This window comes from Altererythrobacter sp. KTW20L, from assembly GCF_023501975.1.
Taxonomy (GTDB): domain Bacteria; phylum Pseudomonadota; class Alphaproteobacteria; order Sphingomonadales; family Sphingomonadaceae; genus Alteraurantiacibacter.
Genome location: NZ_JAMFLH010000001.1, coordinates 78,779 through 103,769, shown reverse-complemented (window position 1 = coordinate 103,769; position 24,991 = coordinate 78,779). Strand labels below are relative to the sequence as shown.

Annotated in this window: 21 protein-coding genes; 10 read left to right on the top strand and 11 right to left on the bottom strand. The window is 64.3% G+C overall.

The window, feature by feature from the left end:
• Positions 1-19 precede the first annotated feature (19 nt).
• The gene (locus tag M3P36_RS00520) at positions 20-754 is read right to left on the bottom strand and encodes a methyltransferase domain-containing protein (protein ID WP_249698089.1); all 735 of its coding nucleotides are present in this window, start codon (positions 752-754) and stop codon (positions 20-22) included.
• 433 nt (positions 755-1,187) lie between these two features.
• Between M3P36_RS00520 and M3P36_RS00515 the strand changes: the two genes are divergently transcribed.
• Both M3P36_RS00515 and M3P36_RS00510 read left to right on the top strand, forming a co-directional pair.
• Positions 1,188-2,207 carry a glycosyltransferase family 2 protein gene (locus M3P36_RS00515; protein ID WP_249698088.1) on the top strand — a complete coding sequence of 340 codons (1,020 nt, stop codon included), beginning with the start codon at positions 1,188-1,190 and terminating at the stop codon, positions 2,205-2,207.
• Between the two features lie 17 nt (positions 2,208-2,224).
• On the top strand, positions 2,225-2,983 hold the full coding sequence (locus tag M3P36_RS00510) for a glycosyltransferase family 2 protein (RefSeq protein WP_249698086.1): 759 nt from the start codon (positions 2,225-2,227) through the stop codon (positions 2,981-2,983).
• Between the two features lie 51 nt (positions 2,984-3,034).
• Here M3P36_RS00510 and M3P36_RS00505 read toward each other — a convergent pair whose 3' ends face one another.
• From M3P36_RS00505 to M3P36_RS00495, 3 genes are read right to left on the bottom strand one after another with little or no spacing between them, the layout of a single operon-like run.
• On the bottom strand, positions 3,035-4,123 hold the full coding sequence (locus M3P36_RS00505; RefSeq protein WP_249698084.1) for a glycosyltransferase family 4 protein: 1,089 nt from the start codon (positions 4,121-4,123) through the stop codon (positions 3,035-3,037).
• A 2-nt stretch (positions 4,124-4,125) separates the two neighbouring features.
• A complete protein-coding gene (locus M3P36_RS00500) occupies positions 4,126-5,799 on the bottom strand; it encodes a hypothetical protein (protein WP_249698082.1) in 1,674 nt (557 codons plus the stop codon).
• 2 nt (positions 5,800-5,801) lie between these two features.
• Positions 5,802-6,821 carry a glycosyltransferase family 2 protein gene (locus M3P36_RS00495; RefSeq protein ID WP_249698080.1) on the bottom strand — a complete coding sequence of 340 codons (1,020 nt, stop codon included), beginning with the start codon at positions 6,819-6,821 and terminating at the stop codon, positions 5,802-5,804.
• Between the two features lie 162 nt (positions 6,822-6,983).
• On the opposite strand from M3P36_RS00495, the gene M3P36_RS00490 reads away from it, so the two are divergent.
• Positions 6,984-7,886, top strand: coding sequence for a DMT family transporter (locus M3P36_RS00490; RefSeq protein WP_249698077.1), 903 nt, complete (start codon positions 6,984-6,986; stop codon positions 7,884-7,886).
• A 54-nt stretch (positions 7,887-7,940) separates the two neighbouring features.
• On the opposite strand, the gene M3P36_RS00485 is transcribed toward M3P36_RS00490, so the two are convergent.
• From M3P36_RS00485 to M3P36_RS00460, 6 genes are all read right to left on the bottom strand, one after another.
• Positions 7,941-8,198, bottom strand: a complete 258-nt coding sequence (locus M3P36_RS00485) for an ATP synthase F1 subunit epsilon (RefSeq protein WP_249698074.1) — start codon at positions 8,196-8,198, stop codon at positions 7,941-7,943.
• A 4-nt stretch (positions 8,199-8,202) separates the two neighbouring features.
• Complete coding sequence (gene atpD / locus M3P36_RS00480) at positions 8,203-9,660, bottom strand: F0F1 ATP synthase subunit beta (RefSeq protein WP_249698072.1); 1,458 nt, start codon at positions 9,658-9,660, stop codon at positions 8,203-8,205.
• Positions 9,661-9,678: 18 nt separating this feature from the next.
• Entirely contained in the window at positions 9,679-10,548 is an 870-nt protein-coding gene (locus M3P36_RS00475; RefSeq protein WP_249698070.1) for a F0F1 ATP synthase subunit gamma, read from the bottom strand.
• Between the two features lie 28 nt (positions 10,549-10,576).
• Positions 10,577-12,106, bottom strand: coding sequence for a F0F1 ATP synthase subunit alpha (gene atpA, locus M3P36_RS00470; RefSeq protein ID WP_249698068.1), 1,530 nt, complete (start codon positions 12,104-12,106; stop codon positions 10,577-10,579).
• Positions 12,107-12,108: 2 nt separating this feature from the next.
• On the bottom strand, positions 12,109-12,663 hold the full coding sequence (locus M3P36_RS00465; RefSeq protein ID WP_249698066.1) for a F0F1 ATP synthase subunit delta: 555 nt from the start codon (positions 12,661-12,663) through the stop codon (positions 12,109-12,111).
• Between the two features lie 138 nt (positions 12,664-12,801).
• Positions 12,802-14,373 carry a S1 family peptidase gene (locus tag M3P36_RS00460; protein ID WP_249698064.1) on the bottom strand — a complete coding sequence of 524 codons (1,572 nt, stop codon included), beginning with the start codon at positions 14,371-14,373 and terminating at the stop codon, positions 12,802-12,804.
• Between the two features lie 77 nt (positions 14,374-14,450).
• Here M3P36_RS00460 and M3P36_RS00455 point away from each other — a divergent pair, with 77 nt between their 5' ends.
• The gene (locus M3P36_RS00455; RefSeq protein WP_249698062.1) at positions 14,451-15,266 is read left to right on the top strand and encodes a bifunctional transcriptional activator/DNA repair enzyme AdaA; all 816 of its coding nucleotides are present in this window, start codon (positions 14,451-14,453) and stop codon (positions 15,264-15,266) included.
• A gap of 8 nt (positions 15,267-15,274) precedes the next feature.
• Here M3P36_RS00455 and M3P36_RS00450 read toward each other — a convergent pair whose 3' ends face one another.
• Positions 15,275-17,440 (bottom strand): primosomal protein N', encoded by a 2,166-nt coding sequence (locus M3P36_RS00450; RefSeq protein WP_249698060.1) that lies wholly within the window; start codon positions 17,438-17,440, stop codon positions 15,275-15,277.
• Positions 17,441-17,501: 61 nt separating this feature from the next.
• On the opposite strand from M3P36_RS00450, the gene M3P36_RS00445 reads away from it, so the two are divergent.
• The 6 genes from M3P36_RS00445 to M3P36_RS00420 all read left to right on the top strand — a co-directional run bounded on the left by M3P36_RS00445 (position 17,502) and on the right by M3P36_RS00420 (position 24,885).
• Entirely contained in the window at positions 17,502-18,200 is a 699-nt protein-coding gene (locus M3P36_RS00445; protein WP_249698058.1) for a DUF4197 domain-containing protein, read from the top strand.
• 47 nt (positions 18,201-18,247) lie between these two features.
• Positions 18,248-20,062, top strand: a complete 1,815-nt coding sequence (gene cobT / locus M3P36_RS00440; RefSeq protein ID WP_249698056.1) for a cobaltochelatase subunit CobT — start codon at positions 18,248-18,250, stop codon at positions 20,060-20,062.
• Positions 20,063-20,067: 5 nt separating this feature from the next.
• Positions 20,068-20,529, top strand: coding sequence for a DUF2939 domain-containing protein (locus M3P36_RS00435; protein WP_249698054.1), 462 nt, complete (start codon positions 20,068-20,070; stop codon positions 20,527-20,529).
• A gap of 89 nt (positions 20,530-20,618) precedes the next feature.
• Entirely contained in the window at positions 20,619-22,091 is a 1,473-nt protein-coding gene (cysS, locus tag M3P36_RS00430; RefSeq protein WP_249698052.1) for a cysteine--tRNA ligase, read from the top strand.
• Positions 22,092-22,174: 83 nt separating this feature from the next.
• Positions 22,175-23,119 carry a D-2-hydroxyacid dehydrogenase gene (locus M3P36_RS00425; RefSeq protein ID WP_249698050.1) on the top strand — a complete coding sequence of 315 codons (945 nt, stop codon included), beginning with the start codon at positions 22,175-22,177 and terminating at the stop codon, positions 23,117-23,119.
• Between the two features lie 92 nt (positions 23,120-23,211).
• A complete protein-coding gene (locus M3P36_RS00420) occupies positions 23,212-24,885 on the top strand; it encodes an acetolactate synthase large subunit (protein WP_249698046.1) in 1,674 nt (557 codons plus the stop codon).
• The last annotated feature ends 106 nt before the right edge of the window (positions 24,886-24,991 follow it).

The following is a 24,991-nucleotide window of genomic DNA, read 5'->3' as shown; positions in this document are numbered from 1 at the left end:
CAATGGCGGATTGCCCAATTCAGGGAATGCGGAGCAGGTCTTTTACCTTGCGACCGATAGCCCGGCGCGGCTGGGCGCTTTCGGCGAACTCATACTGTTCCGGATGGACCAAATCCACGAAGACCGGCTCGCTAAAACCTTGCCCCATTAGCTGGGAGAAAGCTGCAGAGCCACTTTTGGCATAGATGAGGGTGTTCTGCCGATACCAGAAAGAAATGTCAGGATCGTTCCACAGGAGCGGTCTGATGGGATCGAAAGCCTGGTACCCGTGTTCGGCGAACAGTTCCGCCCAATAACTTTGCCATTGTTCGTTCACGTGGCCCTTGCCGCCCTGCATCGGGATGGCAGCGGAGAACAGCACCAGATCGGCTAGCGCGCACAGATCGGCTACAAAGCTGTTGGCGCGGGTTTCCGGAAGGTGTTCGGCCACCTCAAGCGTGAGTGCCAGGTCGAACCGGCGATCCAGCTGGATCGGTTGCTGCAGGTCCTGAAAAGTGACAATCGCTGGATCGATGGCCAGCGCCGCGTCCCGCCCCCATGGGCCTTCGACCCCGCGACAATGAGTGAAGCCGGTTTCTTGCGCAGCGGCCAGCCAGCTGCCGACACCGCAGCCGATATCGACCAGGCTTTCCGCACCGGTCCATTCTCGCATCAGCCCCAGGATTTTACGAGCGGCATGACGCGTGCGCGCGTCGCGGCCAGCGTGAAAGTCGCCAGTATAGACTGTTTCTGGGGATTTGACGGTTAATGCCATATCTTGGTATCGCCAATGTGTTAGGTCGACCACAATGGGTTTCTCGGTAATATTCTCTATCGCAGCGACCCTGCCCAAGCCAGTGCGGCATGCCATCCGCCGCAGTGTTTTACCCCGTTTGCTGCGAAGCGTAAGGTGGATGCGAGGTGATGCGCCGGTCGACGTCGATGCAATTTGCTTGCGGGTACCGGGTTGCGAGACTTTCGTCGGACAGGGCGAGATCCAGCCGGTTTCGTCCGAGGGCCACGACCGGCTCGTTTGCACGTCGGTTGACGGACCACGTTGTGACTACATGGTGATCGACTGCACCGGTGGTATATTCGAGCCCCTGTCCCCTACTGCACCGGAAATAGATGGACATCACAGCCTAGGCCCGCGAGGCGGTCGCTGGTTTGCGGATCGTTATCCCCACCGTTTCGGTGGATGCGCCTGAATGACTCCACGCGTCACCGTCCTGATGGCTGTTTTCAATGGAGAGCCACATTTGGGAGCAGCCTTATCCAGCTTGGCAGCGCAAACTGTATCCGATTACGAGCTGTTGGTGATCGACGATGGCTCGTTCGATGGAACGCCTGCCCTGCTGGCTTCGGCCGCTGCCGCCGATCCGCGCATACGGGTGGTGCGAAATACGCAGAACCTTGGGCTCACGAAGTCACTCAATGTAGGGTTGGCACTGGCCCGGGGAACCTATCTCGCCCGTCTGGATGCCGATGACGAGGCTGCGCCGCGCAGATTGCAGCTTCAGGCCGATTTCCTCGATGCGCATCCGGGTCATGTCCTCGTGGGAGCATGCGAGACGGTGATCGCTGCGGACGGCAAGCAGCTTCGCGTCGGGCGAGGCGGATTGGGTCCCGTGCCGTTCCGCTATCTTTCGCGCATGTCGCCGGCCATCGCCCACTCCTCGGCTATGGTGCGCATGTCCACGATCCGAGAGAACGCCCTGACCTATGACGAGGCGTGCCGGACGGCCCAGGATTTCGCCTTTTGGCAAACCCTCCAGTCATATGGCGATGCCGAGCGGTTGCCGCAGCAGTTGATCAGCCTGCGTGAACACGGCGGCAGCATTTCGCGCAGACTTGCAGGTGAACAGCAACAGACCGCAATCAACATATCGATCGGTGCCCTGTCTCGCGATAATGCCCACGTCGATCCCGCGAGACTTGCGGAACTTGCGACTTTTCTTTTCACTGGCGAAGTTTTGAAACGCGGGCGGTATGCCCGCCTGGTGAAGACGGCGCTGGAGATCGAGGCAAACTTTCTGACGCAGCACCGCTCAGAACGAAGCGAGAGGGCGGCGATCAGGGGTCTCACTGTCAATTTGCTGCTGAAAGGTCTGGTTGCGGCCAGTTCCCGTGGCAACTCGAAGGCCTGTCTGATCGGCATTCATCTTTGCTTGAGACGGCCCTTGATTACACTGGTCGAGGGCCTGGCGATCATGGCGCGGCGGCTGTGATCAGGGGTGGAGAAAGCATGGCCAGACAAAACCTCGTGACCTTGATCATTGCCTATTTCAACGAAGAGGCGATGATCGGGCAGACCATCTCTTCGCTGTTGCAACAAACTGACCGGCGCTTCGAATTGGTGTTGGTGGACAATAACTCCTCGGACAGATCCACCGAGGTGGCTCGCGAAGTTATGGCCGGCGCGCAGGACATCCCGGTGAGGTACCTTCAAGAGCCGAGACGGGGTCAACTCCATGCTCTTGCCGCGGCTGCGGAACAGTCAACCACCCCCTATATCGCTACTTTGGATGCCGACACCTATTATCCCTCGCATTATGTCGAGCGGGCGCTCGCGCTGCTGGAGTCAAACCCGGGAGCTAGTGCGGCCCTGGCTTTCAATGCTGGCGAACAGCGGGTGCGATCCAAGGCAGCGATAAAATGGGTTCAAGCCCTGGTATGGCCGGCCAAATGCCATTCTGGCGGAGCCGGACATTGCTATCGCCGCACGGCCTATCTTGCTGCAGGAGGATTCGATGCGGTGCGATGGCCTTACATCCTGTTCGATCACGAGCTTGCCTATCGACTTCGCCAGCAGGGGCCGTTTGCCTATAGCCGTGACCACGTGATCCACGCTTCCGAGCGCCCGGACGGTAGCACCTCTCGTTCATGGAGCCTGAGCGAGCGAGCTCTTTACAAGCTTATGCCGCGAGCGGCTTTGGGCTGGTACTTCTACCGTTTCCTTGGGCCGCGACTGGAGAGGCGAGGACTTCGCTCGGTAAGGGACTGAAGGCCATTCGCCTGGCTGGCGGTCAAGCGGGAACCCCGGTGCAGAACTGCTTCAGCCGCCGGAGTATATCGCGGCAGTTTCGTCTGCGACCCGGTCCCATGCATAATAGGCCAGTGCTCGCTGCTGCGCCTGTTGCGTGAAAGCGCTCCGCTCTGCTCCAGTCCAGCCTTCCACGTCGGCGATCTTCGCCGCCCATGCGTGCGCATCGCCCGGCTCGAGCAGGAACCCGGTTTCGCCGTCGAGCACGGCATCACACAGTCCGCCGGTGCGGGCAGCAAGGACTACGCCGCCACATCCGGCAGCTTCTGGTGCCACCAGACCAAAGCCCTCGTATTCTCCGCTTGCCACGTCGATATTGGGCACGACCACACAGGTGGCCGTGGCAAAAAGCCGGGCCAGTTCGGCCTGTCCCAGCGGACCGAGGAAAGTGACGCGCGGATTGTCGAGCAGGGCGCTCTCGTTGACGTCCCACTTGGTGCCCGCCACCACAAGGCGCAACGAGGGGTCGAGCAGCGGAAGCACATTGGCGATGAACCAGCCGCAGCCCTTGCGCTTCACCAGTCGCCCGGCGAAGAGGATGAAGGGCTCTGGATGACCAACCGTCCCGAGTTGCGGGATCCTCTCCGTCGCCAGCGGGATCACGGCACTTGCACGCCATCCCGTTTCCCCCAGAATCTCGGCCGTTGCTCGCGAATTCGCGATTACACTGGCCCGCCGCATCAGGCGCGCTCCTAGCCGCAGGTAGGCACCGTATAGCCGCCCCCTCAGACCGCCACGCCGGTGATAGGCCACATCGGTACCATGGGCTGACAGGACGACATGCGCGCGCCGCGGGACCAGCAGGCCGAGCGGCCAGATCGCGAGGTCGCCCAGGTGGACCACCCGCGGCGGGAACGCACGGGCTCGCAGACGTCGAAACACTGTGATCGGGAAGGCGAGCAGGGCGGGAATGCCCGGCGGCATGTTGCTCGATCTCCCGGACAGCGCAACGACATCCAGCGCGATGCGCTCTTTCAGCGAGTGTGTCAGGCGCAAGGAATAGGTTTCCATCCCGCCGGTGGCCGGAGCCCACTTGCGGGTCACGAACATTACCTCGGCCTCGGCCTGGTCCTTGTCCGTGGGCCCCTTACTGGTCGACATGATCAGAAATCGACATGGATCGCGTCGGGGCGAAGCGGCCGGGACGGCTGACGCAAGTGATCGCCCCAGGTCAGGGTAACAGGCGTGAGTCCCGGATTACGGATGCGATGGATTCCCCGGTCGAGATGGATCACCATTCCTTCGGCAAGGACCAGCCCGTCGATTTCCAGCGGACCGCCCTGCAAAGTATAGGCGCCTGGTACCAGAAACTCGTCGCCGAATTCGGTGGAACTCGCCGGATATTCCTTGCCCGCCACCCAAATCGGCCACGAAAAGAGGCGAAAGTTATTGCGTATGGCTGCGGCATCTTCCGGCAACAGCAGCCCCCCATCACCTTCCAGCATGGCCAGGAGATCTGCTGAATTGGCCAAGATCATTGGCACCGTCTGCTGCCCCAGCGCGGTGCGGTATGCTGGACGGTTGGCTTCGTAATAGCTGCTCATCCCCCAAGGGGTCATGAAGCCGTTGGCTTTGGGCCAGTCTGCCAGCATGAAATTCTGGTCGATGTAGGTGACCGGCTGGCCGAAGATCTCGTGCACGTTTTCGACAACTTGCCGTTGCCGGTCGATTACTGCACGATCCTCGGAAACCCAGACCACAACGGCGGTCACCATAAGGCTCAAGGTCATCAGCTGCGGCCCGAAACGGATAATACCCCAGCGCAAAGGCAGGCAGCAAGCCACCACCACCGGCGGGAGGATGAAGGCGTAGAAATAGGCGGCGGTGTTGGCGTAGAAGAACAGGCTAACAATCGGCAGCCACAATCCCGCCAACGCCACTTTCTCCGCCCGATCCAGGCTGCTACGCGCGATCACCAGCGGTGTGGCAAGCAGCCAGACATAGAGAATAGGAGCGATCAACATGCTCTTGATCGCCATTTGGGCATAGACGGGTAGGCCGATGAAGAACATCCAGCCGGCCGAAATGCCGATCATCTTCCCCCCTTGGCCAACCGCATCGCTTTCCGGGACAAGTCCGGTGGAATGCCAGATGTAGAGCAGCGCAAAGAATAGTCCCGTGGCCACACCGCCACCGGCCAGCTGCAACAGTCGCTGCAAGGAAAAACCGCTCTCGCACGCACGGAGCCAGGCGAGCGCAACAAATGCGGGGGCGAAAAGCACGGCTTTCATCGAAAGCATCCCGGCAAGACCACAAAGCAGGCCAAAGGCAGCCAGGGCCGGTATGCTCAGGCGACTGGTCCCCAGAATGGCCAGTGCTCCGGTGAGCGTAGCGGCCAGCATTGGATCAGCCCGAAAAGACATGCCGTGCTGCAGGACATATCCGGCGGAAAGGTACAGGAGTCCTGCAAATAGGGCGGTCTGCCAATCGGTGAAGCGCTGCGCCAGGACTGTGATCGATGCCACCGTCACCATCTCGCAGCCCAACATGAATAGCCGCGCGGTGACGATGCCGTCCACGCTGTTGGTGTAGAAAGGGGGAAGCCAGCCGAACAGGCGAACGTGGAAAGTCTGTAGCGGCCGGTCGAGTTGGCCGCCGGAGAACTGCGCCACCTCGTGCCAGAAGAAGAACTCATCCCAATTGATCGCTCGGGTGAAAACCATTGTCGCCTGCAGCACGAACAGGATCGCCAGCGCTCCGAGCGGCCAGATTGCCGTGGTAACAGGATGGCGGGTTGCGCCATGCCCCGCGACGGCTGGTTGAGGCACCGTTGCCATGTTCACTTGCGCATGCCGAGCGGCAGCTCAATCACTTGCGGACAGGCTGCATCGACCAAGTGCTCTTTCTGTTGCCCCGCCAGGGTCTCCTCGATCTGGCGCAGCTTGGCGAGGTTCATTTCCAGCAATTTGCGGTTGGTGGCGATCAGGTCGGCCAGGATGCCCATTACCGCAGTGATCGAGCCCAGCATCAGCAGGGCTCCGCCGATCACCAGCGACTGCACGTGGCCGTCGCCCTGGCCGATCAGCCAGAACCACACGAAGCGCAGGATCGGGATGAGGCCAACGAGCGCCACGACAAGGCCCGTGCCGACGAACACCCGCAGGGCATTGTGCGTGGTATAGGCGCGCACGATAGTCACGCCGGTCTGGCTGATGAAGCCGGGGATCGATTTGAACAGGCGGCTGGGGCGCATGGTCTGGTGGGTGCGGACCGGCACGGTGGCGATGGCCAGCCGCTTGCGGCCCGCCTGGATCAGCATGTCGGTGGTATAGGAAAATTCGGTGGTGATGTTGATCCGGCGCGCGGCTTCCCGGCTGATGGCGCGGAAGCCGCTGACAGCATCGTTCACCTGGGCTCCCGCCAGGCGCTGGACCACGGCGCTGCCCAGCCGCTGGAGCAGGCGCTTGAATGGGCCGAAGTGGGCATTGTCCGCCACACCGCGATCACCCACCACGATATCGGCCTTGCCCAACAGGATCGGCTGGACGAGGAGGGCGATGTCGGCGCCTTCATACTGACCGTCGGCATCGGTGTTGACGATGATGTCGGCGCCTGCTGCCAGCGCGGCGTCGATCCCGCTGCGGAAGGCGGCGGCAAGGCCGCGGTTGCGGCGATGCCGGACTACGTGGTGCACGCCCCACTGGCGGGCAACCTGCGCCGTGCCATCCGAACTGCCATCGTCGATCACCAGGTATTCGATCACCGAAATGCCGTCGATCCGGCGGGGGAGTGCGGCCAGCGTCTGCGGCAGGCTGCCGGCCTCGTTGAGGCACGGGATCTGGATGATGAGTTTGGTCAATTCGGCCCCCGCATAACGGGCCACAGGACCCGCGTGATAGGCCTTTGTTAAGCATGACGGTTTAACGATTGGTAAAACCGGGCAGGTTGATGCACCAACATTTGCGGGCGGGGAGCGGAAGGCCTAAGCGGGCCCCTTCGTTTCGAAGGATCGCGCTGCCCCATGCAACAATCGGATCGTGCCGGACTGCTCTATGCGCTGGCGGGCTTCTGCACGCTGTCGATCGGCGATGCGATCATCAAGGGCATGGCGGGTGACTGGCCTGCGCCGGCCATGGCGACCACGCGCTATATCGTGGGAACGGCTTTGCTGGCTTTCCTCATCTGGCGTCACCAAGGGGTGGCAGGCCTGGCCCTGCCGAAGGACAAACTGCAATGGGTGCGCGGTGTGGCGATCAGTTGCTCGGCCATCGGCATGTTCCTTGCCGTGTGGATCATGCCGTTAGCCGAAGCGACGACGATCGCCTTTACCCAGCCGGTCATCACCGCCGTGCTGGCGTGGTTCCTGCTGAAGGAGCGGGCCACGGCATCGACCTGGATCGCTACAGCGGCGGCATTCGTCGGCGTTTTCATCGTGCTGCGGCCCAATTTCGACGTGGTTGGCTGGGGCGTCCTGCTGCCGCTGGTCGGCGCGACCGGCATGGCGGTGACCATCATCGCCAACCGCTTCACAATGGGGCGGGCAAGCGTGCTGGCGATGCAGTACTATATGTCGGTCACGGCGATGATCTTCCTGCTGTTCGCCACGCTGGCCGGGCACCTGAGCGGGGCCGAGGGCTTCGTGGTGACCATGCCGCACTGGTCGGTCGTGGCGCGCTGCGCTTTCATCGGCCTTTCCGCCACGCTGGCGCAATACCTGATCTACATGGGCACGATGAAGGCAGGCGCGGGCACCATTGCACCAATGACCTATGGTCAGCTGCTGATGGCCGTGGCTCTCGGATGGTTCTTCTTCGGCGACGCGCCCGATGCCCTGGCCATGCTGGGCGCTGCCATCATCATCGGAGCGGGGCTGTTCCTGTGGTATGCGGGACGCAAGCGCGACAGGGCGCGCAAAGCGGGCTGAAACGAAAAAGGGCGCCGCAGCGGGCGCCCTTCTCGATATTGCTATTGGGCCTGATCAGGCGATGACCTGCTCCGCCAGCACGGTCAGGCCGGCTTCGCTGACTTCGGCAAAGCCACCGCGCACTTCGATGTTGTCGGGCGCGCCGCCGGCGGTGCGATAGACCTGTACCGCGCCGTCGCGAATCGTGGACATGAAGGGCGCATGGCCCTCCAGCACGCCGAATTCACCTTCCGTGCCGGGGACGACCACCATGTAGACTTCCTCGCTCAGCACCAGGCTGGCAGGCGTCACGAGTTCGAAGTTGAGGGCCATTGGCTCAGGCGTCCTCGGCCATCTTCTTGGCCTTGGCGACCGCTTCGTCGATGCCGCCGACCATGTAGAAGGCGCTTTCCGGCAGGTGATCGTATTCGCCTTCGACCACGGCCTTGAACGAGGCGACGGTGTCTTCGACCTGGACGAACTTGCCCTTGATGCCGGTGAACACCTCGGCCACGTGGAACGGCTGCGACAGGAAGCGCTGGATCTTGCGCGCGCGGGCGACGGTCAGCTTATCTTCTTCGCTCAGCTCGTCCATGCCGAGGATGGCGATGATGTCCTGCAGGCTCTTGTACTTCTGCAGAGTCTCCTGGACGCGGCGGGCGGTGTCATAGTGCTCCTGCCCGACAACCGCAGGCGTCAGCACGCGGCTGGTGGAGTCGAGCGGATCGACCGCCGGGTAGATGCCCAGCTCCGAAATCGCGCGGTTCAGCGTGGTCGTGGCGTCAAGGTGGGCGAACGAGGCGGCAGGCGCCGGATCGGTCAAATCGTCGGCGGGAACGTAGATCGCCTGCACCGAGGTGATCGAACCCTTGGTTGTCGAGGTGATGCGCTCCTGCAGCTGGCCCATGTCGGTGGCCAGCGTCGGCTGATAGCCCACGGCCGAAGGAATACGGCCGAGCAGAGCGGACACTTCCGAACCGGCCTGGGTAAAGCGGAAGATGTTGTCCACGAAGAACAGCACGTCCTGGCCTTCCTGGTCACGGAAGTATTCGGCCATGGTCAGGCCCGACAGGGCGACGCGGGCACGGGCGCCCGGCGGCTCGTTCATCTGGCCGAACACCAGGGCCACCTTGGAGCCTTCGCTGGTGGCATTGCCCTCGGCATCCTTGGCGATAACGCCGGCGTCGAGGAATTCGTGGTACAGGTCGTTGCCTTCGCGGGTGCGTTCACCCACGCCGGCAAACACCGACACGCCGCCGTGGCCCTTGGCGATGTTGTTGATCAGTTCCTGGATCAGCACGGTCTTGCCCACGCCCGCGCCGCCGAACAGGCCGATCTTGCCGCCGCGCGCATAGGGGGCGAGCAGGTCGATCACCTTGATGCCGGTGACGAGGATGGCGGCTTCGGTGGACTGGTCCACGAATTCCGGCGCCTTGGCGTGGATCGGCGCGCTCATCTCGGCACCGATGGGGCCGCGCTCGTCGATCGGCTGGCCGATCACGTTCATGATGCGGCCCAGTGTCTTGGGGCCGACCGGCACGGAAATCTGCGCGCCGGTGTTGATCACTTCCTGGCCGCGGGTCAGGCCGTCGGTGCCGTCCATCGCGATGGTGCGCACCGTGTTCTCGCCGAGGTGCTGCGCCACTTCGAGCACCAGCGTGCTGTCACCGTTGCGCGTTTCCAGTGCGGTGAGAATGGCGGGCAGCTCGCCCGGAAAGGTCACGTCGACGACGGCGCCGATGACCTGGCTAATGGAGCCGTTGGTGGTCTGGTTCAATACGGGGGCGGTAGCCATTTTCGTTTCCCTCAGGGCTTAGAGCGCTTCAGCGCCAGCAATGATTTCGATGAGTTCGGTGGTGATCGCGGCCTGGCGGCTGCGGTTGTACTGGATGGTAAGCTTCTGGATCAGGTCGCCCGCGTTGCGCGTGGCATTGTCCATCGCAGTCATCGACGCGCCCTGTTCCGACGCTTCGCGTTCGAGCAGTGCGCCGAACAGCTGGGTCTTGATATAGCGGGGCAGCAGTTCGTCGAGGATCTGTTCCTCGTCGGGCTCATACTCGACCACGGCATCGCTCGCCTGGGTCACCGCCGGGGCGGGGACGGGGATGAGCTGGCGGGTGACCGGATCCTGCACCAGAGCAGACTTGAACACCGGCGCGATCAGGTGCGCCACATCGAAGCGACCGGCCTCGAACATCGCAACCAGTTCATCGGCAATCGCGGCTGCTTCGGCAAAGCCAGGAGTGCGGACCAAGCTGGTGTCGTAACCATCCTTGATCGAAGCGGGGAAATCGCGCTTCAGCGGTGCGCGGCCCTTCTTGCCGACGAGGTAGAATTCCACGTCCTTGCCATCGGCCTGGAGCATGCGCGCCTGGTTACGCGCTTCCTTCACGATGTTGGAATTGAGGCCGCCGCACAGGCCCTTGTCGGTGTTGACCACCACCAGCAGGTGGCGCTGGTTGCCACCGGTGCCGGCCAGCAGGCGCGGTGCAGCATCGCCGCTGACCTTGCCGGCAAGGCTTGCCATGACCGCCGCCAGCCGCGTGGCATAGGGGCGCCCGGCTTCGGCCGCAGCCTGGGCACGGCGCAGCTTGGCCGCCGCGACCATCTGCTTGGCCTTGGTGATCTTCTGGGTCGATTTGACCGAGTTGATCCGACCTTTAAGTTCTTTCAGCGAGGCCATTTCGGCTCCCTAGCTAGTCTCTAAAGGCTCAGGCGAACTGCTTGGCGAAGGCCTGCAGGGCAGCCTTGGTCTTGTCGGCCACTTCGCCTTCGAACTTGCCGCTGTTGCGGATCTCGGCGAGGACCGAGCCATGTTCGTTGCGCATGTAGCTGAGCATCGCGGCTTCGTATTCGTTGACGCGGTTGACCGGGATCGCATCAAGGTAGCCGTTGGTGCCGGCATAGATCGACACGGTCTGCTCCTCGAACGGCATGGGGCTGAACTGGGCCTGCTTGAGCAGTTCCGTCAGGCGCGCACCGCGGTTGAGCAGCTTCTGCGTGGCGGCATCGAGGTCCGAGCCGAACTGGGCGAAGGCCGCCATTTCGCGGTACTGCGCCAGCTCCAGCTTGATCGAGCCCGAGACCTTCTTCATCGCCTTTGTCTGTGCGGCACCGCCCACGCGGGACACCGACAGGCCGACGTTGATGGCCGGGCGCACGCCCTGGTAGAACAGGCCGGTTTCGAGGAAGATCTGGCCGTCGGTGATCGAGATCACGTTGGTCGGGATATAGGCCGACACGTCGCCTGCCTGGGTTTCGATGATCGGCAGCGCGGTGAGCGAGCCCGAGCCGTTATCGGCGTTGAGCTTGGCGGCGCGTTCCAGCAGGCGGCTGTGCAGGTAGAACACGTCACCCGGATAGGCTTCGCGGCCCGGAGGACGACGCAGCAGCAGCGACATCTGGCGATAGGCCACGGCCTGCTTCGACAGATCGTCATAAACGATCACGGCGTGCATGCCGTTGTCGCGGAAGAATTCACCCATCGTCGCGCCGGTATAGGGAGCGAGATACTGCAGCGGAGCGGGCTCTGATGCAGTGGCGGCGACCACGATGGAATATTCCATCGCGCCGTTTTCTTCCAGCTGGCGGACGATCTGCGCCACGGTGGAGCGCTTCTGGCCCACGGCGACATAGATGCAGTAGAGCTTCTTGCCCTCGTCGTCGCCCTGGTTGGCTTCCTTTTGGTTGATGAAGGTGTCGATGGCGACGGCGGTCTTGCCGGTCTGGCGGTCACCGATGATCAGTTCGCGCTGGCCACGGCCGATCGGCACCAGTGCGTCAATCGCCTTGAGGCCGGTCTGCACAGGTTCGTGCACCGATTGCCGCGGGATGATGCCCGGGGCCTTCTTTTCCACGCGCATGCGGGTGACATCGGTAAGCGGGCCCTTGCCGTCGATCGGGTTGCCCAGCGCATCGACCACGCGGCCGAGCAGGCCCTTGCCGACCGGAACGTCCACGATGGTGGCGGTCCGCTTGACGACATCGCCTTCCTTGATTTCGGCGTCGGAGCCGAAAATCACCACGCCGACGTTGTCGGCTTCCAGGTTCAGGGCCATGCCCTGCACGCCGTTGGAGAATTCGACCATTTCGCCGGCCTGGACGTTGTCGAGCCCGTGGATGCGGGCGATACCGTCACCCACCGACAGCACGGAGCCGACTTCGCTGACTTCGGCCTCGGTGCCAAAGCTGGCAATCTGGTCCTTGATAACCTTGGAGATTTCTGCGGCGCGGATTTCCATGATCAGCCTTTCATGGCTTGTGCAAGAGTGTTGAGACGGGTCCGGATCGAGCTGTCGATGCGCTTTGATCCGATGGTAACGACGAGTCCGCCCAGAAGGTCGGGATCGACGCGGGATTGCAGTTTGACCGTGCGGCCTTCGCGGGCACGCAGACGGCTTTCCAGTTCTGTGAGCTGGGCATCGCTGAGCGGATGCGCGCTGGCGACTTCGGCGGCCACTTCGCCGCGCTGGGCAGCGGCGATGGCGGTGAAGGCGCGGATCACGGCGGGCAACTGGCCGACGCGGCGGTTCTGCGCCAGCACACCAAGGAAATTGCCGGTGAGGGTGGAAATGCCGAGGTGCGTGGCGAGACCGGCAACGACATTGCCCATCTGCCCGCGGCTGACCTGCGGGTTGTCGATCAGCGCACGCAGGTCGGCCGATTCGGCCAGCGCCTGGCGCAGCTTGACGAGGTCACCCTCGACAGCCGTGACGGTTCCCGCCTCGCTCGCGAGATCGAACAGGGCGGAGGCATAACGCCCTGCCAGACTTGCCTTGATACCGGCGGAAAGCTCCACGCGTATGGTCCCTTGTGAGGTTACCGAAAACGATAGATTTCTCTTGCCGCTGGGTGGATCCAGCAAGTGGACCCGGGCAAGGTTGGCGCGCGCCTAGCATCGGGGTGCGCGCGATGCAAGCGGGTGGGGCGCGAAAGCCTACTGCTGCGGGGGAAGGACGCCAGTTGCGCCGTCGCCGCAGGTATAGACCAGCCGCTCATTCGGGCTTTGCGGCAAGGCCGTGGTGACGGCCAGTTGCTGGACGCCCAGTTCGGCGGCAGCCTCCGGCCCGGCACCGCAAGCCGGGGCCTGGAACGCCGCGCGCGCGGTGCGAGCCGCCACCATCGCCTCGCGGTCGAGCAGGAAGCGGTCCACCACATATTCGCCCGTGGCCGGATCGAAGCGGTTCAAGGCCACACTCTGCTCATCGGCGGAAACCAGCACGCGGGTCCATTGGCCACTGGCCATGCCGAACTGGGTCTGCCCGTTGACGCAGCCATCCGCGCTCCATTCCAGCGGGAGCACCTCGACCGGTTCGCTCAGCACGCGGCTGCGCGCCGTGTCGAGCACGCATCGGAATGAACCGGCGGGCGTTGCCACTTCGATCGGTCCACCATCCTCGCCCGCCATCTCGCTGCGCAACCGGTCTTCCAGCCGGTCTTCGATGTCGGTAAAGGCAGGGCGGGAAAGCCAGGCGAAAGCGGCCAGGGCCAGCGCGCCAAGGGTGATCGACCCGCCGATCGCGCGGTGACGGAACTGGCCCTTGCGGTGGGCATCGAAGGCGAATGCTCCGCCGCCTGCCACGAACATCAGCAGCACCAGCGCCAGCGCCATGCCGTTGGTCCGCTCGTCCAATACGGCAAATTCGATTTCGCGGCTGAGGGCGGCGCGGCGCTGGGCAGCGGCCTGTTCATCGGCTTCGGCCTGCTCGCGGGCGACCATCTGGCGGCGCTGTTCGAACTCGCGCTCGGCCTCTTCCATTTCGGCCAGGCTGCGGCAGGGCAGCGAATTGACGCGCGGGGTGATGTTGTTGGCGCGCAGGAACGGCAGCAGTTCGCGGATCGATACGGCAAAGAAGAACTCCGCCTCGGTCCTGGCGCTGTCGGTGCCGAACGAATTGACCCCGATCACCCGCCCGCAATCGTCCACCAGTGGCCCGCCACTGTTGCCGCGCGCGATGGGGGCGGTGTGCAGCAGGGTGTCGAAATCGCGGCTGGGCCGGCGGCCTGAAAGAAAGCCCATGCTCGTGACCGGCGGATGGGCGCGGAAGATGTCGTCCATGCCGAGGCCCTGCGCCTGGTCCACGTTCTGCGGATAGCCGATCGAGGTGACCGCGCCGGCGCCACTGGGCGCAATCCCGGCCAGGGTCAGCGGCGGCAGACGCAAGGGGCTGGTGGTGCGGATCAGCGCCAGGTCATTGCGCGGGCTGACCGATATGACCCGGCCATAGACCGCTTCTGCACCTTCCGACGGCACGATACCGATGACCAGCGATGGGTCGTCCACCGCCTGCCCCACCACGTGGGCATTGGTGACGATGGTTTCGGCGTTCACCGCAAAGCCCGATCCGTGGCTGATCGGGAACAGCTCCTGTCCATTGCGGTCGGCCACGATCACCCGCACCACACCGCGCGCGGCCGCTTCGATGTCGGCAGGATCGGCATGGGCCGGTGAACCGGCCAGCGCGGCTAGCAGCAGGAAAGCGGGAGCAAGGATCGAACGCAGGGTCATGCGGCCCTCATTCAGCAAGGCCCGACACAACGCAAGATTCGAGAAGCAATCCATGCCGTCCGCCCTATCATCGCCGCATGACGAATCCCGCAAACAACCACCTCGTCGAGACAATCGCCCGGCTGCTCGATTGCGATGGCAAGGCGCCGTCGCTGGAGAAACTGGGCGCGGCGACCGGGCTTTCGCCGTTCCAGGTCCAGCGGCATTTCACCCGCACCACCGGCCTGTCGCCAGCCGCCTTCGCCCGCGCCTTGCGGGAAGAGCGTGCGGTGCGGGCGCTGGAAGGGGGCGGGCGGATCACCGATGCGATCTATGATGCGGGATATGAAAGCGCCGCCCGGTTCTATGCCGCCATGCGCGAACGGCTGGGGATGACCCCTTCGGCCTGGCGCAAGGGCGGGGCGGGCGTGCGCATCGGCTATACTATAGAGTGTACATCGCTCGGCTCGATGCTGCTCGCGGCGACCGACAAGGGTGTGTGCCGCCTGTCGTTCCACGAAAAGGCGGAAGACCTGCGGGCGCGCTTTCCGGCGGCAGAACTGATCGAAGGAGCGGTTCCAGCCGAACTGGTGGCGCTGGTTGTCCGGGCAGTCGAAGGCGAGGGCGGCGAAGGCGAGGTGCCGCTCGACACTGCGGGCACCCCGTTCCAGCAGCGCGTCTGGGCACAGTTGCGGGCCATTCCGCGCGGGGAAACCCGCAGCTATGCCGAGATCGCGGCCCTGGTCGGCCAGCCCACGGCGAGCCGCGCGGTGGGCGGGGCCAACGGCGCCAATCCGGTGGCCGTGCTGGTCCCATGCCACCGGGTTATCGCCGCCGATGGCAAGCTGGGCGGCTATGCCTGGGGCGAAGCGATCAAGCGCGAACTACTGCGGCGGGAGAGGTCGAGTGATTAGCTTTCCCGTCAAACGAAGCTATACGGATCAATGTCCACCCCGACACGCACGCCCGAGGGGAATTTCAATGCGCCCAGCCACTGGCGGATAACGTCCTGCACATTGGCGCTGCGCCGGGCATTGAGCAGTAGCCGATAGCGATAGCGGCCGCGCAGCAGGGTCATCGGGGCCGGGGCGGGGCCGAGGATCTGCACATCGGGCAGCATGGGCCGCGTCGCGCCGATGCGGTTCGCCGCCTCGCGCGCTTCGGCATCGTCCTCGCTCGACACGATGATCGCCGCCCAGCGACCGAACGGCGGTGCACCGGCATCGCGCCGGGCTTCTGTCTCGGCCAGATAGAAGGCATCGCGGTCTCCGGCGGCCAGCGCGGCGATGACCGGGGCTTCGGGATGGCGGGTCTGGATCAGCACCTCGCCCGGTTTCGATCCGCGCCCGGCGCGGCCCGCGACCTGCGCCACCTGCTGGTATGTACGCTCCGCCGCGCGCAGGTCTCCGCCTTCAAGGCCGAGGTCGGCATCGATCACGCCCACCAGGGTCAACTCGGGAAAGTGGAAGCCCTTGGTCACAAGCTGCGTCCCCACGATCACGTCGATCGCGCCCCCTTCCGCCTCGGCGATGAACTGCGCGGCCTTTTCCGGCGAATTGATGGTGTCCGATGTCACCACGGCAATGCGTGCATCTGGCATGATCTCGGCCACCTCGTCCGCGATCCGTTCCACCCCCGGGCCGCAGGCGACCAGGCAATCGCCTTCGTGGCATTCGGGGCAGGTTTCCGGCGTTGCGGTTTCGAGCCCGCAGTGGTGGCATGCCAACCGCCGCGACAGCCGGTGCTCGACCAGCCAGGCGCTGCAATTGGGACACTTGAAACGGTGGCCGCAGTGGCGGCATAGGGTCAACGGGGCATAACCGCGACGGTTGAGGAATAGGAGCGACTGCTCGCCGCGCTCCAGCCGTTCCTTCAGCGCCTCCACCAGCGGCGGCGAAAGCCAGTGCTGCCGCGGCGGCTTCTCCTTGGTCAGGTCCACCGTGGCGATGCTTGGCATCTGCGCCCCGCCGAACCGGCTGGGCAGGACCAGCTTTTCGTAGATGCCCTGGTCGGCCATGTGGAGGCTTTCCAGTGCGGGCGTGGCGCTGGCGAGGACCACCGGCAGCCCTTCGAACCGCGCCCGCATCACCGCAACGTCGCGCGCGTTGTAGCGCACGCCGTCATCCTGCTTGAAGCTGACCTCGTGGGCCTCGTCCACCACGACCAAGCCCAGCCGGTCATAAGGCAGGAACAATGCCGAACGTGCGCCCACGACCACCTGCGCCTCTCCGCTGGCGATGGCCCGCCAGGCCCGCCGGCGCTCGGTGCTCTTGAGCGAGGAATGCCACAGGACCGGGGCCGCACCGAAGCGGCCCTCGAAGCGTTTGAGGAAGGCTTCGGTGAGCGCAATTTCCGGCAGCAGCACCAGCACTTGCCGGTCCTGCTCGATCGCTGCGGCAACGGCCTCGAAATAGGTCTCTGTCTTGCCGGAACCCGTCACCCCGTCGAGCAGGAAGGGGGCAAACGCCCGCGCCCTCGTGGCCACCACTAGCCTTTCTGCCGCCTCGTGCTGCTGCGCGCTCAGGTCCGGTGCGGAAAAAGCGGCGTGGGCGCGAGGGTAGGGGCGGTCGCAATCAACTTCCACCGGCTCCAGTACACCCTGGTTGACTAGGCCGCGCAACACGCTCTCGCTCGCCCCGGAAAGTCCCGCCAGCTCGCGGATCGTCGCCTGCTCGCCCTCCAGCGCGCCCATGGCCCGCTCGCGTGCGGTAGTCATCCGTTCGGGCAGGCCGCCCGACAGGCGGTATTCGGTCATCGTCGAAGGCCCGCGCAGCGCGCCGCCGCTGGATATGACCATGCGGGCGACAGAGGCGAGGGAGGCGCAGTAATAGTCCGCCGTCCATTCGATCAGTCGCATCAGCGCCAGTTGCAGCGGCGGCACCGGCAGGACCGCAATCAGCGGGCGCAGCTTGGCCTCGGGCACCGGATCGCTCGGCAGGCGTTCAGGATCCCAGACAATGCCGATGATCTGCCGCGGCCCCAGCGGCGCGACCACGACGGAGCCGGTGACGACTTCCATTCCTTGCGGAACGCGGTAGTCCAGCGGGCCGAGCGCGGCGTTGAAGATGAGCAGTCTGGCGCGGTTCATGTGCTGACCGCTATGCGCGGGTGATGGGCGGGGTCGCAACCCGGTGAGTGGAGAAAACGACATGACGGTTATGGAAAACACCACATTGGGACGTCGCCAGCTGCTCGGCGGGATCATGGCGGGCGGTGCAGTGCTCGCCCTGCCCGGCTGCGCCACGACCGGCGGCGGCTACAGCCTGGTCGATGCGATCCGGCAGTTGCTGTTCCTTTCGTCCAGCCGTGCCTTTGCCCGGCTGACCAGCGATGGCGGCTACTGGGACAGCAATGTCGCGCAACTTGATCTCGAAGGGTTTCTCGGCACGCGCGGCAACGTCTTGTCGCAGATCCTCACCTCCAACCTGTTCAAGGACCGGCTGGCCCGCGCTTTCGTACCGATTGCCGAGGAAGCATCGTGGCGCGCCGCGCCGCTCGTGACCGATGCCGTGCGGGTAATCGGTTTCCAGAACGCGCTGGCGCTGGTGCGCGGCGGACCCACCGCAGCCACCGGCTTCCTGCGCGGCGAGATGGGCGATGCGCTGGTCCAGGCGATGGTGCCCGAAGTGGGGCAGGCCTTGCGCGTGGCGCAGGAGCCGCTGGTGGGCCACGTGCTGTCGGCCCTGACAGGTGTGGACGTGGCCGGAGTGGCCAACAGCTTCTCCACCCGCGTTAACGACGTGATCTGGACCGAGATCGGCGCAGAGGAAGCCGCCATCCGCGCCAATCCGCGTTCTACCAACGATCCGCTGCTGATTGCGGTGCTGACGGGGTCGCAGGCATTCTAAGCGGTTGTCGAACAGGCTGACTGTCCTCTACGGACTGCGGCGATAACATGAGCCAAGAATCGCCCCTCGACCGTTTCAAGCTCGCCCTGACCGGCGCGGCGCGTGCCGTGGGCCGCGATGCCGAGACCGAGGTGGCGTGGACCGCTGAGGCTCCCGGCATTCAGGGCAAGACCATCCGCGTGCCCATGCCGCCCCGCGCGCTGCCGATGGCCCAGGCGATCGAGGCGCGCGGCTTTGCCGACAGTTTCGCCCTGCGCCAGCGCCACCACAACGAAGCGCTCCACGCCCGCCACGCCCCGGCAGAAGCCGATGCGCGCGCTTGCTACGATGCGGTCGAGATGGTCCGGTACGAGGCGCTGGGATCGAACAACTACACGGGGATGCGCGGCAATCTCGATGCTGCCACGGAAATTCGCACCGCCGCGGACCCGATCACCCGGGCGACCAGTGCCGACGATGTACCGGTACAGTCCGCGCTCGCCCTGCTGCTGCGCGAAAAGCTGACCGGCCAGCCGGTGCCGCTGGCGGCAGAGAATGGCGTGGCCATGCTGCGCGAGTGGATCGAGGACAAGGCGGGTGGCGATTTCGAGCGGCTGGCGAGCAGTCTCGACGACCAGCGCGCCTTCCAGAACCTGACGCTTGATATGCTGCGCCACCTCGACCTGGTCCGCAGCGAGGAGCTGCCCGACGAAGCCGACGAGGACGATGGCCCGGATGACGACGACGGCCCCGACAGCGACGATCAGGACAGCAGCCAGGACCAGGACAACACCCAGCAGCAGGTGACAACCGAGCAATCGGAAGGCGACGGCGAGAGCGACGAGACCCAGGAAATGGGTCAGGACCAGGAAACCAGCGAAGGCGAACCGGGCGACGATGGCGAAGAGGGCATGATGCCCGTTCGCCCCAACCGCCCGTGGACTGACCTGCCGGACACCTTCGACTACCGCATCTATTCCCCCGCCTTCGACGAGATCGTGGAAGCGCAGGACCTGTGCGATTACGAGGAGCTGGACCGTCTGCGGGCCTATCTCGACAGCCAGCTGGCAGGCCTTGCCGGCATCGTCACCCGCCTTGCCAACCGCCTGCAGCGCCGCCTGATGGCGCAGCAGAACCGCAGCTGGGACTTTGATCAGGAAGAAGGCCTGCTCGATGCGGCCCGGCTCGCCCGCGTGATCGTCAGCCCCGGCCACTCGCTGTCCTACAAGGTAGAACAGGATATCGAGTTCAAGGACACGGTCGTCACCCTGTTGATCGACAATTCGGGGTCCATGCGCGGGCGGCCCATCTCCATCGCCGCGATCAGTGCCGATATCCTGGCGCGCACGCTGGAACGGTGCGGGGTGAAGGTCGAGATTCTCGGCTTCACAACCCGCGCGTGGAAGGGCGGGCAAAGCCGCGAGAAATGGCTCAACGATGGCAAGCCCGCCGATCCCGGCCGCCTCAATGACCTGCGCCACATCATCTACAAGAAGGCCGACGAGCCGATGCGCCGCGCGCGCAAGAACCTCGGCCTGATGATGCGCGAGGGACTGCTGAAGGAAAACATCGACGGCGAGGCGCTGCTCTGGGCGCACGAACGCCTGCTGGGCCGCAGCGAGGACCGCCGCATCCTCATGGTCATTTCGGACGGCGCGCCGGTGGACGATTCCACGCTGAGCGTGAACAACGCGGGCTATCTCGAGACGCACCTGCGCAAGGTGATCGACTGGATCGAGAAGCAATCACCCGTCCAGCTTGTCGCCATCGGGATCGGGCACGACGTAACGCGATATTACAAGCGCGCGGTGACGATCATGGATGTGGAGCAACTTGGCGGCACAATCATCGAACAACTGGCCGACCTGTTCGAGGTGGAGTGACGGGCATGAAGCTGCGCCTGATTGTTGTGCTCTCTGTCTTGATGATCGGCGCGTGGTACTTCGCCTCGCCGTGGTACACCATGTGGCGGATCGTCGATGCGGCGGAATCGGGCAACAGCGCGGAGCTGGAGCAGCGGATCGATTTCGAGCGGCTGCGCCAAGGGATGCGCGAGGATCTATCCGCCAGCCGCGACGATGGCGATACCGATTTTCTCGACCGGATCGGCGATGGCGTGGTGCGCACTGTCGGCACGGCCGCGATCAACACCATGGTCACGCCGCGCGGGCTGGCCGTGATGCTCGATGCCAGCACGGTGATGCCGGGGCAGGACCTGTCGTGGGATGTGGACCGCACCGGCTTCAGCACCTTCACTGCCGTGTCCACCTACGAGGACGGAACGCCCGGCCCGCAGATGCTGTTCGAGCGCAGCGGACTGGCATGGCAACTGGTGGCGGTGCGGGTTTAGGGCCCAAGCCCTTGACCACCCGCCGCCTGTGCGGGTTTAGAGCCCAAACCCTTGACCACCCACCGCCTGTGCCCCCAAAGACCGGCGCCATGACCACGCCCCTCCACCTGTTCAATTCGCTCACCCGCCAGGTTGAGCAATTCCAGCCCGTCCACGCCCATGAGGCGCGGGTCTATTCGTGCGGGCCGACGGTCTATAACTATCCGCATATCGGCAACATGCGCGCCTATGTGTTTGCTGATTTGCTGGGTCGGACGCTGAGCTGGAAGGGCTACAAGCTCACCCACATCATCAACATCACCGATGTCGGCCACCTGACCGACGATGCCGATGCGGGCGAGGACAAGCTGGAAAAGGCGGCATCTGCCAGCGCGCAGTCTATCTGGGATATCGCCCAGCACTACACCGAGGCCTACTGGGCGGACGTGACGGCGCTCAACATCCGCCAGCCGGCCGAATGGACAATCGCTACGAAATTCGTGCCGCAAATGATTGAATTTGGGCAAAGGATTGCGGACAGGCATTGCTACGAACTGGAGGGCGGCCTCTATTTCGATACCTCGACCGTGGCCGATTATGGAAGGCTGGCGCGGGCGAAAACCGAGGACGGTGAAGGGCGCATCGAAGCGGTGGAGGGCAAGCGCCACGCCGCCGATTTCGCCATCTGGCGCAAGACTCCGCCGGGCGAGAGCCGCCAGATGGAATGGGATTCGCCGTGGGGCAAGGGCGCGCCCGGCTGGCATCTGGAATGCAGCGTGATGAGCGCGGCGCTGCTCGGCCTGCCGTTCGACATCCACACCGGCGGGATCGACCACCGCGAGATCCACCACCCCAACGAGATCGCCCAGAACCAGGCCTTTTGCGGCAGCGACCATTCGGGTGCGAAGTTGTGGATGCACAACAACTTCCTGGTCGAACGTTCTGGAAAGATGAGCAAATCGTCGGGCGAATTCCTCCGCCTGCAGCTGCTGATCGACAAGGGCTACCATCCGCTCGCCTTCCGCCTGATGTGCCTGCAGGCGCATTACCGCAGCGAGCTGGAGTTCAGCTGGGAAGGGCTTGAAGCGGCCCTGACGCGGCTCAAGCGGATGCTGATGGGGGTGGCGCAACTGCGCTCGCAGATGGAGGAGCTGCCAGCCGATCCCGATGGCGGCTGGACGCTGGACGAGGCGCGGGGCCATGTCGGCGGGGCGTTGCTGCCGCTGCTGGCCGAATTCGACAAGGCCATTTCCGATGACCTCAATTCCCCGCTCGCGCTGACCGTGTTCGAGGATGTGCTGGCAGCCAAGAAGATCGAGCGGGAGGACAAGTGGCAGATGCTCAGCGCGATGGACGCGGTGCTGGGGCTGGGTGTGCTCACCCTCGATCGCGCCGACCTGCGCCTCCGGCCCAAGTCCGCCACGATCACCGAAGCCGAAATCGAAGCTGCGCTCGCCCGCCGCAAGGATGCGCGCGCCGCCAAGGACTTTGCCACGTCCGATGCCCTGCGCGACGAACTTTCCGCCCAAGGCGTCGAAGTGATGGATGGCGATGCGCTTGGGTGGGAATGGAAGCTGGATTGATGCAGCTTGCGATTGGCGGTGATAGCGAGCAGATTAGTTTCAGATAAAACCAAATTCATATTGCGTCCACAGGTGACTTCCCAATGACCATCGCCCTCATCACCGCCCAGGCCCGTCCGATCGTGGAAGGCCGCCTGCCGCCCGGCATAGAACCCCTGTGGTGGGAAACGCCCGAACAACTGGTGGACCTCGCCCCGCAGGCCGAAATCGGCTGGTTCGACATGTTCGACAAAAGCGCGCCGCTGGAGGCCATCCGGCGTGCAACGGGCCTCAAATATCTTAACAGTTTCTTCGCCGGTGTGGACTGGCTGCCGCTGGCCGACCTGCAGGCGCGCGGCGTGAAGCTGACCAACGGTTCGGGCATCAATGCCAACACCGTGGCTGAATTCGCCCTGATGAACATGCTCGCGCTGGCCCGCGGCCATGCCGATATCGTGCGGGCGCAGGACCGGCACGAATGGCTCGCCCCCAGCATGGACGGCAAGGCGCGGGAGCTGGCCGGCGCCAAGGTGCTGATCATCGGCTATGGCGAGATCGGCCAGGCCATCGGCCGGATGCTGGCAGGCTTCCGCGCCGAAGTAACCCCGGTGCGCCGCAGCGGGGCTGATGGCGCGCTGGGGCCGGATGAATGGCAGGCGCGGGTGGGCGAATTCGAATGGGTCGTGCTGGCCATGCCCGGCACGCCTGAAACACGCGGGCTGGTCGATGCCAGGGTGCTGGCCGCGATGCGCAGTGATGCCGTGCTGGTCAACATGGGCCGGGCCGACGTGCTCGACCAGGATGCCCTGATCGCCGCTCTCCACGCCGGCAAGCTGGCTGGCGCGATCCTCGACCTGACCGATCCCGAACCACTGCCTTCCGGCCACCCGCTGTGGTCCGCACCCGGCGCGCATATCACCATGCACATGGGCGGGCTGCCGACACTGGCCAGCAGGATTGCCGCAGCAGAGCGGTTTATCGCCAATTGCGGCCATTATCTGCGCGGTGAACCGCTGGTAAGCGAGGTTGATCTGGCGCTTGGTTATTAGCGCCTGACTCGCTCCCAATGCTCTGATACCTTCCCGCCTGGGGTGGGGCCTGTTCGCGTGAACGCCCCAAAAACTTGGGGGGAATTACGGGCATGGCACACGAAGACGCCGCAGCGGGCAAGCAGAAGGCATCGGACCTCTTCATCCAGTGTCTGGAGGAAGAGGGCTGCGAGTACATTTTCGGCGTCCCGGGCGAGGAGAACCTCGATTTCCTCGATTCGCTGTCGCGCTCGTCCAAGATCAAGCTGATCCTCACCCGGCATGAACAGGGCGCGGGCTTCATGGCCGCAACCTATGGTCGCCACACCGGCAGGACCGGCGTGTGCATTGCCACGCTGGGGCCGGGCGCGACCAATTTCGTCACTGCCGCCGCCTATGCCCAACTGGGCGGCATGCCGATCCTGATGATTACCGGGCAGAAGCCGATCAAGAAATCGAAGCAGGGCCGGTTCCAGATCCTCGACGTGGTGGCGATGATGGGGCCGATTACCAAGTACACCCACCAGCTTGCCGCAGGGGACAACATTCCCAGCCGCGTGCGCGAAGCATATCGGCTTGCAGAGGAAGAGAAACCCGGCGCGGTCCACCTCGAATTTCCCGAAGATATCGCCGAGGAAATGACCGATTCCACGCCGATCCAGCGTTCGATCGCCCGCCGCCCCTCGGCCGAGCCCAAGGCCGTGCGCATGGCAGTAAAGGAGATCGAGAACGCCAAGGCCCCGGTGCTGGTCATCGGCGCGGGCGCCAACCGCAAGCTGTGCGGGCGGATGCTGCTGCAATTCGTCGAGAAGACCGGCATCCCCTTCCTCACCACCCAGATGGGCAAGGGCGTGATCGATGAACGGCACCCCAAGTTCCTCGGCTGTGCGGCGCTTTCCGCCGGCGATTTCGTCCACCGCGCGGTGGAGGATGCCGACCTGATCATCAACGTAGGGCACGATGTGATCGAGAAGCCGCCGTTCTTCATGCAGCGCGGCGGGCCCAAGGTTATCCACGTGTCCACCCGCACGGCAGAGGTCGATCCGGTCTATTTCCCGCAGATCGAGGTGATCGGCGATATCGCCAACGCCATCTGGCAGATGAAGGAGGACATCACCCCCAACCTGTCGTGGAATTTCGACCACATGCTGGCCTATCGCACGGCGGAACTGGCCCATACCAAGGAGCTGGCGGCGGACGCCCGCTTCCCGATCTTCCCGCCGCACCTGGTACAGCAGATCCGCGATGCCATGCCGCATGACGGGGTCATCTGCCTCGACAACGGGGTCTACAAGATCTGGTTCGCGCGCGGCTATTGCGCCTACCTTCCCAACACCGTGCTGCTCGACAACGCGCTCGCCACAATGGGTGCGGGGCTTCCCTCGGCGATGATGAGCGCGATGCTCTATCCCGATCGCAAAGTGATGGCTGTGTGCGGCGATGGCGGGTTCATGATGAACAGCCAGGAGATGGAGACCGCCGTCCGCCTCGGCCTCAACATGACGGTGCTCATCCTGCGCGACGATGCCTATGGCATGATCCGCTGGAAGCAGGCCAACATGGGCTTTGCCGATTTCGGCCTGACCTATGGCAACCCCGATTTCGTCAAATACGCCGAAAGCTACGGCGCATACGGCCACCGGGTGGAATCGAGCGATCACCTGCGCGAACTGCTGGCCCACTGCAATTCCACGCCCGGCGTCCACCTGATAGACTGCCCGGTGGATTACACCGAGAACGACCAGATCCTGAACAAGGACATCAAGGACTTGTCTAAGGCGCTTTGACGACCTGATCCGTCACCCCGGGCTTGACCCGGGGTCCCGCTTTTTGACTCGCGGCGGGCTACCACTCAAGCGGGACCCCGGGTCAAGCCCGGGGTGACGAAATGAG